15 protein-coding genes are annotated in these 15,681 nt (G+C 56.0%); 9 read left to right on the top strand and 6 right to left on the bottom strand.

Annotation, left to right across the window (positions count from 1 at the left end):
• Positions 1-45: 45 nt before the first annotated feature.
• The 3 genes from C0557_RS22540 to tolC all read right to left on the bottom strand — a co-directional run bounded on the left by C0557_RS22540 (position 46) and on the right by tolC (position 3,480).
• Positions 46-1,206: a glutathionylspermidine synthase family protein gene (locus C0557_RS22540; RefSeq protein WP_074774050.1), complete on the bottom strand. Its 1,161-nt coding sequence runs from the start codon at positions 1,204-1,206 to the stop codon at positions 46-48.
• A gap of 5 nt (positions 1,207-1,211) precedes the next feature.
• Positions 1,212-1,880, bottom strand: coding sequence for a DUF1190 family protein (locus tag C0557_RS22535; protein WP_035887827.1), 669 nt, complete (start codon positions 1,878-1,880; stop codon positions 1,212-1,214).
• A 148-nt stretch (positions 1,881-2,028) separates the two neighbouring features.
• The gene (tolC, locus tag C0557_RS22530) at positions 2,029-3,480 is read right to left on the bottom strand and encodes an outer membrane channel protein TolC (protein ID WP_208661311.1); all 1,452 of its coding nucleotides are present in this window, start codon (positions 3,478-3,480) and stop codon (positions 2,029-2,031) included.
• Between the two features lie 208 nt (positions 3,481-3,688).
• Here tolC and nudF point away from each other — a divergent pair, with 208 nt between their 5' ends.
• Genes nudF through parE form a run of 5 tightly spaced genes read left to right on the top strand, consistent with a single transcriptional unit; the run spans position 3,689 to position 8,101 of the window.
• A complete protein-coding gene (gene nudF / locus C0557_RS22525; protein ID WP_007370087.1) occupies positions 3,689-4,321 on the top strand; it encodes an ADP-ribose diphosphatase in 633 nt (210 codons plus the stop codon).
• The gene (locus C0557_RS22520) at positions 4,318-4,740 is read left to right on the top strand and encodes a DUF1249 family protein (RefSeq protein ID WP_007370088.1); all 423 of its coding nucleotides are present in this window, start codon (positions 4,318-4,320) and stop codon (positions 4,738-4,740) included. The genes nudF and C0557_RS22520 overlap by 4 nt, the downstream gene beginning before the upstream one ends.
• Before the next feature lie 24 nt (positions 4,741-4,764).
• Positions 4,765-5,592, top strand: coding sequence for a 3',5'-cyclic-AMP phosphodiesterase (gene cpdA / locus C0557_RS22515; RefSeq protein ID WP_074772472.1), 828 nt, complete (start codon positions 4,765-4,767; stop codon positions 5,590-5,592).
• A complete protein-coding gene (yqiA, locus tag C0557_RS22510; RefSeq protein WP_208661303.1) occupies positions 5,592-6,167 on the top strand; it encodes an esterase YqiA in 576 nt (191 codons plus the stop codon). Before cpdA ends, yqiA begins: the two co-directional genes overlap by 1 nt.
• A gap of 41 nt (positions 6,168-6,208) precedes the next feature.
• Positions 6,209-8,101 carry a DNA topoisomerase IV subunit B gene (gene parE / locus C0557_RS22505; protein WP_208663098.1) on the top strand — a complete coding sequence of 631 codons (1,893 nt, stop codon included), beginning with the start codon at positions 6,209-6,211 and terminating at the stop codon, positions 8,099-8,101.
• A 46-nt stretch (positions 8,102-8,147) separates the two neighbouring features.
• Here parE and hutG read toward each other — a convergent pair whose 3' ends face one another.
• From hutG to hutU, 3 genes are read right to left on the bottom strand one after another with little or no spacing between them, the layout of a single operon-like run.
• Positions 8,148-8,948, bottom strand: coding sequence for an N-formylglutamate deformylase (hutG, locus tag C0557_RS22500; protein ID WP_208661301.1), 801 nt, complete (start codon positions 8,946-8,948; stop codon positions 8,148-8,150).
• Positions 8,941-10,149: an imidazolonepropionase gene (gene hutI, locus C0557_RS22495; RefSeq protein ID WP_208661299.1), complete on the bottom strand. Its 1,209-nt coding sequence runs from the start codon at positions 10,147-10,149 to the stop codon at positions 8,941-8,943. Before hutI ends, hutG begins: the two co-directional genes overlap by 8 nt.
• Positions 10,150-10,198: 49 nt before the next feature.
• The gene (hutU, locus tag C0557_RS22490; RefSeq protein WP_208661296.1) at positions 10,199-11,875 is read right to left on the bottom strand and encodes a urocanate hydratase; all 1,677 of its coding nucleotides are present in this window, start codon (positions 11,873-11,875) and stop codon (positions 10,199-10,201) included.
• A gap of 468 nt (positions 11,876-12,343) precedes the next feature.
• Here hutU and C0557_RS22485 point away from each other — a divergent pair, with 468 nt between their 5' ends.
• The 4 genes from C0557_RS22485 to C0557_RS22470 are packed head-to-tail and all read left to right on the top strand — an operon-like array spanning position 12,344 to position 15,681.
• Positions 12,344-13,441 (top strand): ABC transporter ATP-binding protein, encoded by a 1,098-nt coding sequence (locus tag C0557_RS22485; RefSeq protein WP_208661294.1) that lies wholly within the window; start codon positions 12,344-12,346, stop codon positions 13,439-13,441.
• Positions 13,438-14,082 carry an ABC transporter permease gene (locus C0557_RS22480; protein WP_208661292.1) on the top strand — a complete coding sequence of 215 codons (645 nt, stop codon included), beginning with the start codon at positions 13,438-13,440 and terminating at the stop codon, positions 14,080-14,082. The genes C0557_RS22485 and C0557_RS22480 overlap by 4 nt, the downstream gene beginning before the upstream one ends.
• 3 nt (positions 14,083-14,085) lie before the next feature.
• Positions 14,086-14,766, top strand: a complete 681-nt coding sequence (locus tag C0557_RS22475) for an ABC transporter permease (protein WP_208661290.1) — start codon at positions 14,086-14,088, stop codon at positions 14,764-14,766.
• Positions 14,767-14,799: 33 nt separating this feature from the next.
• Complete coding sequence (locus tag C0557_RS22470; protein WP_208661288.1) at positions 14,800-15,681, top strand: ABC transporter substrate-binding protein; 882 nt, start codon at positions 14,800-14,802, stop codon at positions 15,679-15,681.

Below are 15,681 nucleotides of genomic sequence, written 5' to 3'. Positions count from 1 at the left end.
CGTTTGGCCGGGTTGTTATGGTCATCACGGAGATGCGCTTTTACGTTATTCGATAAAGATATGCGGGTAGAAACGTGACAGATCCTGGGTGATCAGCGCGCGATCTTCACGAATGCCGATTCCTGCCGGCTGATCGTTGATCAGCCAGCTGCCGATCAGCGTATAACTGTCGCCGAATTTTGGCAGCGGGTGGAACTGCTGCACAATCATGCCCTCTTCGCCGTACGGCCCTTCAACCGCCTCAACCGTTTTCCCGTTCTCAACGATCGACACATTTGCGCCTTCACGGGAGAAAATCGGTTTCACGACGTACTTTTCCATTTGCGGATAATTGTCCTCGGCAAAGTACGCAGGCAGCAGATTGGGGTGATTGGGGAACATCTCCCACAGCAGCGGCAACAGCGCTTTATTGGAAATAATGCTCTTCCAGGCGGGTTCCAGCCAGCGAACACCGGCATCTTCCAGCTTGGTGGAAAACATTTCGCGCAGCATGTATTCCCATGGATAAAGCTTGAACAGGTTGCCAATCACCTGATCCTGAAGATCGGTAAACTGGCCTTTCTCGCCAAGGCCGATATCCTCGATATAGAGGAACTCCGACGCCAGCTCCGCTTCTGCCGCGCAATCCTGCAAATACTGCACGGTACCGCGATCTTCAACGGTATCCCGGCAGCAGGTGAAGTGCAGCAACTGGAAACCGTGCTGCTCGCGAAGCTCGGCGAAACGCGCAATGAGCTGCTCTTGCAGACTGTTGAATTGATCGCTGCCCGCAGGCAAGTTTCCGGCGTTAAGCTGGTCTTCCAGCCAGATCCACTGGAAAAAAGCGGCTTCATACAGAGACGTTGGCGTATCTGCATTGTTCTCCAGCAATTTGGGTTCGCCCACGCCATCCCAGGCAAGATCGAGACGCGAATAGAGCGACGGTTGCTGCGTGGCCCAGGACTGGCGTACAAAGCCCCAGGTGTGTTTTGGAATGCGGAATTTGGCCATCAGCTCGTCGCTGGCTACCACTTTTTCCACCACTTTCAGGCACATCTGGTGCAGCTCAGCGGTAACCTCTTCCAGCTTCTCAACCTGAGCAAGCGTCAACTTGTAGTAAGCGTCTTCACACCAGTACGGTTCTCCGTACATGGTGTGGAAATTAAAACCATATTCGGTGGCTTTTTCGCGCCAGTCCGGGCGCTCGGTAATTGCGATTCTTTCCATGACCGTCAACCGCCCATTGAGCGGGTCGGCGTACCGCTTACGCGGCGCTGCATCGTGTTCTGCTTCGCGACAGACTCACCAAAGCCGCCACGGGTCACCGTGGTTGTGGTCGCCGGTTTTGGCGCCATAGCCGTTTTCGGTACGGTCATGGTGCGGCCCGGCTGCGCTGCGCCATAGCCTTTACCGGATGCATCGGTGTACTGACCATAAGCCGGGCTTGCCGGATTACGCGAGCTGAACAGCGGCTGCTGGGCAAAACCTGCGCCACCGCCCATCAGGCGGCCCATCATATAGCCCGCCATCAGCGGCATCCAGAAGCTGCCGCCGGACTGTGCCTGCGCCTGATTTTCCGGCGCCATGCCTGCCTGAACCGGCGTCTGCTGGCACTGGCCTTCGCCGAATTCTGCCACGCAGTCTTCGCGCGTCGCGTATTTCGGCGCCGTACGCTCTGCTTCTTTCAGCGCGTTGTTGTAAGCGGTTTTACACTCAGCGCTTTTCCCCGGATTTGCCGACGAACAATCGTCCGCATTCTGGTACAGGGAAACCGTTTCGTCGCTTTTTTCACAGCCTGCCAGCATGAAAACGGCAGTCACCGCCAGTGCGACAGGTGTTAAATGACGTGCGCTCCAGCTTTTGCGGAACGTCGCGTGTTGGATGTTTTTTGTCCGTTTCATTGTTATCTTCCTGGATCCCAAAGGCATATGTAAAACGCTCAGGATAGAGGATGAGTGGTTGAAGTTAAAGCGAGGAGGGGAAGCCTTTACGTTGCCTTACGTAAAAACGGGGGCTGGATTGCCCCCGTTGCGGATCGATGCTGATTAATTAACGTTTAACGCTGGTGCGTGCTGCGGCAGGCTGTACGTTACCGTTGAAGTTATCAACGCTTGCATCCTGCTGCGGGTTCTCCGGCGCGACGCTTTCCGGCGTTGTGGAGACGTTTTTACCCAGCGAGTTGTTCAGCGCCTGCAAATCCTGCTCGTTCAACGTACCCAGCGCCGATTTAATATTCAGCTCATTGATCAGGTAGTTATAACGTGCGCTGGAGAGCTGTTGTTTGGCGTTATACAGCGTGGTGGTCGCGTCCAGCACATCAACAATGGTACGCGTACCCACGGAGTAACCTGCTTCCATCGCATCCAGGGAGCTTTGGGCCGAAACAACCGCTTGTTTGTAGGCGTTGATGCTGCTGATAGACGCGTTCACGTTGTTGAAAGAGGAACGCACGTTCTGTACGACGCTACGATGCGCGCTTTCCAGCTGTTCACTCGAGCCAACAAAGTTGTACTGCGCCTGTTTAACCTGGGACGTTACCGAACCACCGCTATAAAGCGGCAGGCTGAAGCTCAGGCCAACAGAGTTCTGACCAATGTCCCGATCCGCATAGGAAGAGGAGGAAATTGCGTTGCCACGTGTCGCGGAACCGCTGTATTTGGTATTCGAAACGCTGGTGGACGCCGTTAAGTTAAGCGTCGGCAGATGGCCGTCCTGTGCCTGGCGAATTTGCTCACGCGCCAGATCCTGGCTCAGACGCGCCTGCAGCAGTGTCAGGTTGCGGCTTTCCGCTTCCTTCAACAGGGCATTCACCGGCTTCGGTTTGTCGGTTTTAAAGCCGTCGACATTCAGTGACGCCAGCTCCGGATAGTAGTTGCCGGTGATCTGACGCAGTGATTCCAGGGCATTGTCGAGATTGTTGCGAGCGGTCACTTCGTTCGCCAGCACGGTATCATACTGGGAACGGGCGTTCTGTACGTCGGTAATGGCGACCAGGCCAACGTTAAAGCGCTGGGTGGTTTGATCCAACTGACGGTAAATCGCCTGTTTCTGCGCTTCAGTGTAAGAAAGCGCGTCGATGGCGCTTAACACGTTAAAATAGGCAGTCGCAGTGTTCAGAATCAGGGTTTGCTGATCGGTTTGCCAGGTGACATCCTGAATACCGGCTGTCTTCTCTTGTAACGTCAGCGCGCGCCATTTTGACATATCAAAAATAGTCTGCGTCAATTGCAGAGAGCCGCTGGTGACATTCGAATCAACGCCATTATTATCGCGGAAGCCGTTGGTATACGTATAATCAGCGCCCAAACCGAGTTGAGGTAATAAAGGGCTGCGCGCTTCGTTAATTTTCTCAAAGGCAGCATCGCGATCGGCGGCGGATTTACGCAGATCCGGGTTACTCAAACGAGCCTGCTGGTATACCTGAAGCAGGTTTTCTGCCTGGCTCATGGTGCTGAAACCGGTGAGGCTCAGACCGATAAGGAGGGAGAGCAATTTCTTCATTTGCATTCCTTGTTGTGAAGCAGTATTAGCGCTGGTCTAAATTGGGAAAAAATAATCGCCGATTCTAGCAGAAACGGGCATCGCCTCAGCTTGGCGTTCCGTGCCATTGGCATAAATTTGCACCAATGTACCATATAGCGCTTGCAACAGTAATTAAACGGGTCTGAAATCCAGATTTTTGTCATTATTTTCGAATGAGATGCCGCCAATGAGTAAGCCAATATCCCCCGAAATGACTTTCACAAAAAACGATGTAGAAATTATTGCACGAGAAACACTCTATAGCGGTTTTTTTTCGCTTGATCTTTACCGCTTTCGCCACCGTTTATTCAATGGTGAGATGAGTGGCGAAGTACGCCGTGAAATTTTTGAACGCGGTCACGCCGCAGTCTTGCTACCCTTTGACCCAGTGCGCGACGAAGTTGTGCTGATCGAACAGATCCGCATTGCGGCATTCGATACCAGCGAAAGCCCGTGGCTGCTGGAGATGGTCGCCGGTATGATTGAAGAGGGCGAAACCGAAGAAGATGTTGTGCGCCGTGAAGCTGTTGAAGAGGCGGGGTTAACCGTCGGGCGCGCAAAAAAAGTATTGAGCTATCTGGCAAGCCCTGGCGGCACCAGCGAGCGTTCTGCCGTCTTTGTCGGTGAAGTGGATGCCACTCAGGCCGAAGGTGTTCATGGTCTGGTGGATGAAAACGAAGATATTCGGGTTCATGTGGTGAGTCGGGAGCAGGCTTACCAGTGGGTAGAAGAGGGGAAAATCGATAACGCAGCATCTGTCATCGCCCTGCAATGGCTGCAACTGCATCATGAGAGCTTACGAAACGAGTGGAAAAAATGAAGCGCTATACACCTGACTTCCCTGAAATGATGCGCCTGTGCGAAACCAATTTCGCTCAATTGCGTCGTCTGTTGCCGCGTAATGATGAAGCGGGCCAAACGGTGAGCTATCAGGTGACTAACGCACAATATCGGTTAACGATTGTAGAAGCGACGCGTTATACGACGCTGGTGGAAATTGAACAGACGGTGCCTGCCGTGAGCTACTGGAGCCTGCCGTCCATGACGGTGCGCCTGTACCACGATGCGATGGTCGCTGAAGTGTGTTCAAGTCAGCAGATCTTTCGTTTCAAAGCACGTTATGATTATCCTAATAAAAAGTTGCATCAACGCGACGAAAAGCATCAAATTAATCAGTTTCTGGCCGATTGGCTACGTTACTGTTTAGCACATGGAGCAATGGCGATTCCGGTTTGTTAGCGTCATGAAACCTAAGGACACCATTTGGAAAGCCTGTTAAACCTCTCTCTGGCCGGTGAGTCCAGAGTCAGGGTCTTACAAATTACTGATTCTCACCTGTTTGCCGAAAAGCACGAGACGCTGTTAGGGGTCAATACCTGGGAAAGTTATCAGGCGGTACTGGACGCTATCCAGGCCCAGCAGCGCCCTTGCGATCTGATCGTCGCCACCGGCGACCTGGCACAGGATCACTCCGCTGCGGCTTATCAGCATTTTGCTGAAGGCATCGCAAGATTCACTGCGCCTTGCGTCTGGTTACCGGGTAATCACGATTTCCAGCCCGCCATGTACAGCGCGTTGCAGGACGCGGGGATTTCACCGGCAAAACGCGTATTTATCGGCGATCATTGGCAAATTCTGCTGCTGGACAGCCAGGTATTTGGCGTCCCACACGGCGAATTGAGCGAATTTCAGCTTGAGTGGCTGGAGAATAAACTTTCCGACAGCCCGGAGCGGCACACCTTGCTGTTGCTTCACCATCATCCGCTGCCATCCGGTTGTAGCTGGCTCGATCAGCACAGCCTGCGTAACGCGGGCGAACTGAATAATGTGCTTCAGCGCTTCCCGAAAGTGCGCCACCTGCTGTGCGGGCATATTCACCAGGAGCTGGATCTCGACTGGAATGGCCGCCGCCTGCTGGCGACGCCGTCAACCTGCGTGCAGTTCAAACCGCACTGCGCCAACTTTACGCTCGATACCATTGCACCGGGCTGGCGCTGGCTGGATCTGTACGATGACGGAACGCTGCATACCGAAGTCTGCCGGCTGGAGAGCACGCAGTTCCGCCCCGATACGGCTTCAGAAGGCTACTAATGTCCACTCTTCTCTATCTGCATGGCTTTAACAGTTCGCCGCGTTCGGCGAAGGCCACGCAGTTGTCGCAATGGTTGTCGCAGCACTATCCCGACATCGACGTGCTGGTGCCGCAGTTGCCGCCTTATCCCGCCGCGGCTGCCGAATTGCTGGAGTCGCTGGTGCTTGAGCAGGGCGGGCGGCAGCTTGGCGTCGTCGGATCGTCGCTGGGCGGTTACTACGCAACCTGGCTCTCGCAATGCTTTATGGTGCCAGCGGTGGTGATCAACCCGGCGGTGCGCCCGTTTGAGTTACTGGCCAATTACCTCGGCAATAACGAGAATCCCTACACTGGGGAACAATATGTGCTAGAGTCTCGCCATATTTACGAGCTCAAAGTGATGCAAGTTGACCCGCTTGAAGCGCCGGATCTTATCTGGCTGCTGCAACAGACCGGGGACGAAGTGCTCGATTACCGCCAGGCGGTGGCCTATTACGATGCCTGTCGCCAGACTGTAGAAGAGGGCGGGAATCATGCCTTTGTGGGCTTTGAGAATCATTTCACACAGATTATCGATTTCCTTGGGCTGCATTGAGCCAACAGGGAAACGATGCGGTCACTATCTACGAACAAACCATGACGCAATCCTATAACGCTGATGCCATAGAGGTACTCACCGGGCTTGAGCCGGTTCGCCGCCGTCCGGGGATGTACACCGATACCACTCGCCCGAACCACCTCGGGCAGGAAGTCATTGATAACAGCGTCGATGAGGCGCTGGCGGGGCACGCCAAACGCGTGGAGGTGATCCTGCACGCCGACCAGTCGCTGGAAGTTATCGATGACGGGCGCGGCATGCCGGTGGACATTCACCCGGAAGAGGGCGTTCCTGCCGTTGAGCTGATCCTCTGCCGTCTGCACGCGGGCGGTAAATTCTCAAATAAGAACTATCAGTTCTCCGGTGGCCTGCACGGCGTTGGCATTTCCGTGGTGAACGCCCTGTCGCGTCGCGTGGAAGTGCAGGTAAAACGTGACGGACAGATTTATAGCATTGCGTTTGAAAATGGCGAAAAGGTCGAGGATCTGCAGGTTATCGGTACCTGCGGCAAACGCAATACCGGAACCAGCGTTCATTTCTGGCCGGATGAGTCCTTCTTTGATAGCCCGCGTTTCTCGGTTTCCCGTCTGACGCATTTGCTGAAAGCAAAAGCTGTACTCTGCCCCGGCGTGGAAATCCTCTTCAAAGATGAGGTGAACAACGCCGAGCAGCGCTGGTGTTATCAGGATGGCCTGAACGACTATCTGTGTGAAGCGGTCAACGGCCTGCCGACGCTGCCGGAAAAACCGTTTATTGGCAATTTCTCTGCCGAAACTGAAGCGGTGGACTGGGCGCTGCTGTGGTTGCCGGAAGGCGGCGAGCTGCTGACGGAAAGCTACGTCAACCTGATCCCGACCTTGCAGGGCGGGACGCACGTTAACGGCCTGCGCCAGGGGCTGCTGGATGCCATGCGCGAGTTCTGCGAATACCGCAATATTCTGCCGCGCGGCGTGAAGCTTTCGGCGGAAGATATCTGGGAACGCTGTGCGTACGTGCTGTCGGTAAAAATGCAGGATCCGCAGTTTGCCGGTCAGACGAAAGAGCGCCTTTCTTCCCGTCAGTGCGCCGCGTTTGTCTCCGGCGTGGTGAAAGATGCTTTCAGCCTGTGGCTGAACCAGAATATTCAGATTGCTGAACTGCTGGCCGAAATGGCGATTTCCAGCGCCCAGCGTCGCATGCGCGCCGCCAAAAAAGTGGTGCGTAAAAAGCTGACCAGCGGTCCGGCGCTGCCGGGTAAACTGGCGGACTGCACCGCGCAGGATCTGAACCGTACCGAGCTGTTCCTCGTGGAAGGTGACTCGGCGGGCGGCTCCGCCAAGCAGGCGCGCGATCGTGAATATCAGGCGATCATGCCGCTGAAAGGTAAGATCCTGAACACCTGGGAAGTCTCTTCGGACGAAGTGCTGGCCTCGCAGGAAGTGCACGATATTTCCGTGGCGATCGGCATCGATCCGGACAGCGACGATCTCAGCCAGCTACGCTACGGCAAGATCTGTATCCTCGCCGATGCGGATTCTGATGGTCTGCACATTGCCACGCTGCTGTGCGCGCTGTTCGTGCGTCACTTCCGCGCGCTGGTGAAGCATGGTCACGTCTACGTGGCGCTGCCGCCGCTGTACCGTATCGACCTCGGCAAAGAGGTGTATTACGCGCTGACGGAAGAAGAGAAAACCGGCGTGCTGGAGCAACTGAAGCGCAAGAAAGGCAAACCGAACGTGCAGCGCTTTAAAGGGCTGGGTGAGATGAACCCGATGCAGCTTCGTGAAACCACGCTCGATCCGAACACCCGCCGTCTGGTACAGCTGATCATCAGCGATGAAGATGAGCAGCAAACCACAGCCATGATGGATATGCTGCTGGCCAAAAAGCGTTCCGAAGATCGCCGCAACTGGCTGCAAGAAAAAGGCGATATGGCCGATATCGAAGCCTGATAAACCCCATCACGAAAAAGGGATGCTTAGCGCATCCCTTTTTTATTTAGCGGCTCAGGTTTTGTTCGCCCCACGCAAGCGCCGTGCTTATCAGGGCGCTCAGCAGTTCGCGAAAGCGTTCGCTCTTCTCTTCGGAGAACGCAAAGCTCGTCTCATCCATGTAACAGCACTGCGCCACTTCCAGTTGTACCGCATGGATGTTCTGTTGCGGTGCGCCGTAATGGCGGGTGATATAACCGCCTTTAAAGCGGCCGTTGAGCACTTTGCTGTAGTGCGGAAACGCCTCGCAGCAGTCCAGCAATGCGCGGCTTAGTTCCGGTGCGCAGCTTGCCCCATCGGCAGTGCCGAAATTCAGATCCGGCAGTTTGCCTTCAAACAGACGCGGAACCACCGATTTGATGGAGTGCGCATCCCACAGTAACGCGTAGCCGAAGGTGTCGCGCAACCGCGCCAGTTCCTGCGCCAGTGCCTGGTGATAAGGCTGCCATATGTTGTGCAAAATGGCGGCTTGCGTGGCGTCATCCGGCGCTTTGCCCGCTTCGAACAGCGGCTCGCCGTCAAAAAAAGTCCCCGGGAACAGGCCGGTGGTCGCCGTGCTGTATAGCGGTTTGTCATCCGCCGGGCGGTTTAAATCCACCACATAGCGGGAATACCTGGCGCTTAGCACGCTGGCGCCAAGCTCGCGAATCGGCTGATACAGCAGCGGAATATGCCAGTCCGTATCCTCCAGGCGCTGCGCCCGCGCGGTAAGAGCGCCAGCGATCTCCGGCGTCAATTGCGTGCCAGGATGGGGCATGCTGACCAGCAGCGGCAGCCGACCCTGATGTAATTCGAATCCGTTAGTCATGCCACACTTCCTCCCCCTGATAAATAACCTGTTTCGACAGCGTTCCACCCAGCCAGTAGCTGAGTTCTGCCGGATGAGCGACATCCCACGCGACAAAGCTGGCCTCTTTACCTGCCTGTAGCGTACCGCAGCGATCGCTGATACCTAATGCGCGGGCGGCGTGACAGGTCACTCCCGCCAGCGCTTCTTCAGGCGTCAGACGGAACAACGTGCAGGCCATATTCATCATCAGGCGCAGAGACAATACCGGTGACGTGCCGGGGTTCAGATCGCTGGAAATGGCCATCGGCACCTGATGCTGACGCAGTAGCGCCACCGGCGGCTGCTGGATTTCGCGTAAAAAGTAAAAGGCGCCCGGCAGCAGAACGGCCGTGGTGCCATGCTGCGCCATCAGCACGATATCTTCTTCGCACAAATACTCCAGATGATCGGCGGAAAGCGCGTTGTAGCGGGCCGCCAGCCCTGCACCGTGCAGCAGTGAAAGCTGTTCGGCATGCAGTTTTACCGGCAAGCCAAGCTGCTGAGCTTTGTGGAAAACCCGCTCCACTTGCGGCGGCGAAAAGGCCAGATGTTCACAAAAAGCATCGACCGCATCGACCAGCCCTTGTGCGTGCCAGGCGGGCAGCCAGTGCTGGCAAATCTCGTCGATGTAGTCGTCGGGGCGTCCCTGATACTCGCCCGGCAATGCATGCGCTGCAAGGCAGGTGCTGAAGACAGTGAGCGGCATTTCTGCGCCAAGCGCGCGGATCACCTGCAACATTTTGCCTTCGTCGGCGAAGCTAAGGCCGTAGCCGGATTTGATCTCAAGCGCGGTAACGCCGTCTTTGCGCAGCGCGTGAATGCGCTTGCGGGCGCTTTCCAGCAGTTGTTGCTGGCTGGCGTGGCGGGTGGCATTCACGGTACTGATAATGCCGCCGCCGGCTGCGGCGATCTCCGCGTAACTCGCGCCGTTGAGGCGCATCTCAAACTCCTGGCTGCGATCGCCGCCAAACACGCTATGGCTATGGCAATCGATTAGCCCGGGCGTAACCAGCCGTCCGTGCAGATCCACTTCACGATCAATTGCATCGTCCGGCTGCGTTCCCTCTTCGCCCAGCCATACAATGCGCGGGCCATCGGTGATCATCGCCGCATGGGGAATCAGGTTGTATTTGCCTGCTTCCATGGTGGCAATCTGGCAGTGACGCCATAAAATGCGCATCCGCGTTCTCCCGTCATGGTTCGGCGCGGCAATCACCGCGCCGCCGGTTTTACTTGGTAATCATCGGCAGGTTGAGGCCGTGCTCTTTGGCACAGGCGACAGCGGAATCATAGCCTGCATCGGCATGGCGCATCACGCCCGTCGCCGGATCATTATGCAGTACGCGGGCGATACGTTCTGCCGCTTCATCCGTGCCATCGCAGACGATAACCATCCCCGAATGCTGTGAGAAGCCCATGCCGACGCCGCCGCCGTGGTGCAGGGAAACCCAGGTTGCGCCGCTGGCGGTATTAAGCAAGGCGTTCAGCAGCGGCCAGTCGGAAACCGCATCGGAGCCATCTTTCATCGCCTCGGTTTCGCGGTTCGGGCTGGCAACGGAGCCGGAGTCCAGGTGATCGCGGCCAATGACAATCGGTGCCGAGACTTCGCCGCGACGCACCATTTCGTTAAACGCCAGCCCCAGACGCGCGCGCTGCCCCAGACCAACCCAGCAGATACGTGCTGGCAGGCCCTGGAAACTGATGCGCTCTTTCGCCATATCCAGCCAGCGGTGCAGATGCGCATCATCCGCGATCAGCTCTTTCACCTTTTCATCGGTGCGATAGATATCTTCCGGATCGCCGGAGAGCGCGGCCCAGCGGAATGGCCCGATACCGCGGCAGAACAACGGGCGAATATAGGCGGGCACAAAACCCGGAAAATCAAAGGCGTTGCTGACGCCCATCTCTTTCGCCATCTGGCGAATATTGTTGCCGTAATCGAAGGTTGGAATGCCCTGCTGCTGGAAGGCGAGCATCGCTTTAACGTGCTCTGCCATTGAGGCTTTCGCCGCCTGAATCACCACTGCGGGTTCTGTCTTCGCGCGTTCGCGATACTCTTCCCACTGCCAGCCAATCGGCAGATAGCCGTTCAGCGGATCGTGGGCGCTGGTTTGATCGGTCACGATATCCGGTCGGACACCGCGTTTAACCAGTTCCGGTAAAACTTCCGCCGCATTGCCGTGCAGCGCAACAGAGATAGCTTTGCCTTCGCGAGTGTAACGTTCAATACGCGCCAGCGCATCGTCCAGATCCGTTGCCTGCTCATCCACATAACCGGTACGCAGGCGGAAATCGATGCGGGATTGCTGACACTCAATGTTCAGCGAGCAGGCGCCCGCCAGCGTGGCGGCCAGCGGCTGTGCGCCGCCCATACCGCCCAGACCGGCGGTCAGCACCCAGCGGCCGACCAGCGAACCGTCATAGTGCTGGCGACCCGCTTCGACGAAGGTTTCATAGGTGCCCTGAACGATCCCCTGGCTGCCGATGTAGATCCAGGAGCCTGCGGTCATCTGGCCGTACATCGCCAGCCCTTTGGCGTCCAGTTCGTTGAAGTGCTCCCAGGTAGCCCAGTGGGGAACCAGGTTGGAGTTGGCGATCAGTACGCGCGGCGCATTGCTGTGGGTTTTAAACACGCCGACCGGTTTGCCGGACTGCACCAGCAGCGTTTCGTCATCGTTAAGCTGCTTCAGTGCTTCCACCATTTTGTCAAAGCACTCCCAGTTACGCGCTGCACGTCCAATCCCACCGTAAACCACCAGCTCTTTCGGGTTTTCCGCGACTTCGGGATCAAGGTTGTTCATCAGCATGCGCAGCGGCGCTTCGGTCAGCCAGCTTTTCGCATTCAATGTCGTGCCGCGCGGCGCTCTGATCTCAACATCACGATAACGGGAAAATTCACTACTCATGCGGTTTACCTTCTTTGTTTGATAGCAGAATAAATGCTTATTGATGTTGTCTTGTATATACATGATAAGCACATATGGTGCCACTTTGATCTATTTATTTATTATCTATAAAAAACAGTAATTTGTAATTATTTGCTTTTTTACGTGGCGCTGAGGGTAAGGATTTTAGCGCGCTTTCCTGCACCATTATTGTGCTTAACGGCAGAAAAGTGATCATTTTAAGTGCATCTATGCGCTGTTTTATGGCGAGAGACCAGGGCAATCAAGCAGGGGTAATCTGCCAGGTTATACTGATTTTATTAACGAAATATTATTATATTATTGTTTTATATGATTTTTAATTTATCGGTATATGTTGCGATTACGTTATGGCACATGGCTTGCAAGTTGTACATACAAGGATATACATAAAGCATTTTTGCATCGCCGTCACAACGGGACGGCAAATGATGACCATAAGGCGTAACGATGATTACTTTCAACAATGTGACCAAGCATTACGACGACGGTACCGTCGTGGTCGATGGCCTGAACTTTGTCGCGCCAGGAGGCAAGATTACCGTGCTGGTAGGGCCGTCGGGCTGTGGCAAAACCACCTCATTACGCATGATCAACCGGCTGGTCGAACCCTCTTCCGGCACGATTTTGCTCAATGGCGAATCCACCGCGCAGATGGATGTGGTGCAGTTGCGTCGGCGCATTGGTTACGTGATCCAGAATGCCGGGTTGTTCCCGCATAAAACCATCATCGATAACATCGCCACTACTGCCATCCTTAATGGCGCGGCGAAAAGCAAAGCCAGGACCAGAGCGGCGGAATTACTGGAAGTGGTCGGTCTGGCGCCGCAACTGGCGAAACGCTACCCGTGGCAGCTCTCCGGCGGGCAACAGCAGCGCGTCGGCGTGGCGCGCGCGCTGGCTGCCGACCCGGAATTTATGCTGATGGATGAACCCTTCAGCGCCGTCGATCCCGTGGTGCGTGAACAGTTGCAGGAAGAGTTTCTGCGCATTCAGAAAGAGGTCAGCAAGACCATCATTATGGTCACCCACGATATCGATGAAGCGATGAAACTGGGTGATTGCGTTGCGGTGCTGAAACCCGGCGGCAAGCTGGCGCAGCTGGCGACGCCGGGCGAATTGCTGAATGCGCCGGAGAGCGAATTTGTTGCCGACTTCATTGGCCGCGATCGCGGTTATCGCAAACTCAGTTTCCACACCTCCGCGCCGCTGACCGCGTTGCAGGCGGAACCGGCCATCGAAATGGGCGCCACTCTTGCGCAGGCGCGTGGTGTCAGCGCGCAACGCTGGCTGCTGGTAACGCAGCAGGGCAAAGCCTGCGGCTGGTTTGACACGCATCAGCAGGTCACGGTGATTGCGCCGGAAAACGTGAATCTCGGCGCGACGTTTTCTCCGCAGGGCGGCACGCTGCGCCAGTTGCTGGATTCGGCGCTCAGCTCTCCCTGCCATCGCGCCGTGGTGGTTGATGAACAGCTTGCCCCGCTGGGATCGCTGGCGCTGGAAAATGTGCTGGATGCCTGCAAGTCGCTGACCCAGGAGGCGCTATGAGATTTGACTGGCTGTGGGGGCAAAGCGACAGGATCCTCAACCTGCTGCTCTGGCACTGCTATTTGTCGATTACGCCGATCCTGATCGGCCTGCTGCTGGCGATCCCGGTGGGCTGGACGGTGAACAACCTGCCGAAAGTGAAAGGGATTGTGCTGAACCTGTTCGGCCTGCTGTACACCATTCCTTCGCTGGCGCTGTTCGTGCTGCTGCCGCCGTTGCTGAATACGCAGATTCTCGACCCGATCAACGTGGTCGTGGCGCTGACCATTTACAGCTTCGCGCTGCTGGTAAGAACCGTGTGCGACGGGCTGGATTCCGTTGCTGAAGATACCCGCCAGTCCGCTTTCGCGCTGGGGTACAAACCACTACAGCAATTTTTGCAGATCGACCTGCCGCTTGCCGTGCCGGTGATCGGTTCCGGGCTGCGCGTGGCGGTGGTTTCTAACGTCAGCATTGTGTCGGTGGCCGCGCTGATTGGCGCGCCGCAGCTAGGTTCGCTGTTTACCCAGGGCTTTCAGCTTCAGTTCCTCACCCCGATTATCGCCGGGATTGTGCTGTGCATCGCGCTGGCTTTCATTCTGGATTGCCTGGTGGTGGCGATAACCCGTTCTTTAAGCCGTTGGCAACCGCAAAGGGGATAACTGATGAGTGAATGGTTTCTCGATCTCAGCCACTGGTACGGCGACGACGGCATTGTGCCGCTGCTGTTGCAGCATATCGGTTACAGCGCGGCGGCGCTGGCGATTGCCGTTGCCATTGCTTTTCCGGTCGGCTGCTATACCGGCCATACCGGGAAAGGGGAGGCGATGCTGATTGGCACCACCAACGCCCTGCGTTCGTTGCCCTCTTTTGGCCTGATTATTTTGCTGGTGATCCTGCTGGCGGGCTATTTCGAATCGGATATGGCCTTTGTTTTGCCCTGCATCATCGTGCTGGTGGTGCTGGCGCTACCGCCAGTGGCGCTGGGCGTACATGCGGGTATCCGTTCTGTCGATCCCAGCGTGCATGACGCGGCAAAAGGGATTGGTCTGACGCCGCTTCAGGTGCTGTTGCAGGTCGAGTTGCCCTGCGCAATGCCGCTGATCCTCTCCGGGATCCGCAGCGCCGCACTGCAAATTGTCTCCACCGCGACCATCGCGGCATACGTTTCACTCGGCGGCCTGGGGCGATTGATTATCGACGGGCGCGCCGCCAATGACTTTGCGCAGATGACCGCCGGGGCCATCCTCGTCGCGCTGCTGGCATTGATCATTGATCTCTTTTTTTCGCTTTCAGGGAAAGTCGTGGTTTCACCGGGCATCACCCGGAAAACCAAAAACCAGTGATGTTGAGTCCTTTAATTACAGAAGGTTAATAAGATGATTAAGAAACGCTATTTAACGTTGTTCAGTGCCGCGCTGCTGTCTGTCGCTTCTTCTGTCTGGGCTGCTGATGCCGGTCAGAAAGTGATTATTGGTTCGGCGGATTTTCCGGAAAACCAGCTGCTGGCGACCATCTACGCCGGGGCGCTGGAAGCGCAAAATATTCCCGTTGAGAAAAAACTCAATATTGGTAGCCGTGAAGTCTATATCCCGGCGCTGCTGGACGGTTCCATCACTGTGATCCCGGAGTACAGCGGCGCGCTGCTGAGCTACCTGGATGAGAAAAACGAAGCGCACAGCTCGGAAGATGTAGCGAAAGCGCTGGCCGCTAAGCTGCCGGAAAAACTGAAAATGCTCAACACTTCCACGGCGCAGAACAGCGATGTGCTGGCGGTAACCAAGAAAACGGCCGACAAATACAAACTGAAAACCATCGACGATCTGAAGCCTGTCGCGGCGCAGTTAGTGCTTGGCGGCCCGGCGGAGTGGAAAACCCGTCATGAAGGCGTTCCCGGCCTGCGTGACGTTTACGGTCTGAATTTCAAAACCTTCAAAGTGCTGGATGTCGCTGGCCCGCTGACGCTGACGGCGCTGAAAAACAACCAGATCCAGGTCGCTGACCTGACCTCCACAACGCCGGAGATCAAAAAAGATCACCTGGTCGCGCTGGAAGATCCGAAGCACCTGTTTGCCGCGCAGAACATCGTGCCGATTGTCGCCAGCAGTACGCTGAACCCGACCATTGAAAGCACGCTGAACAAAATCTCCGCGCAGCTCACCACCGAAGATCTGATTTCCATGAACGAACAGCTTGCTGAGTTCGCCAGCATTGATGATGTGGCGCACCAGTGGCTGGTTAAACACCAACTGAGCAAGTAA

Source organism: Kosakonia sp. MUSA4, assembly GCF_013085925.1.
Taxonomy (GTDB): domain Bacteria; phylum Pseudomonadota; class Gammaproteobacteria; order Enterobacterales; family Enterobacteriaceae; genus Kosakonia; species Kosakonia sacchari_B.
This window is presented reverse-complemented; position numbering and strand designations above follow the sequence as displayed.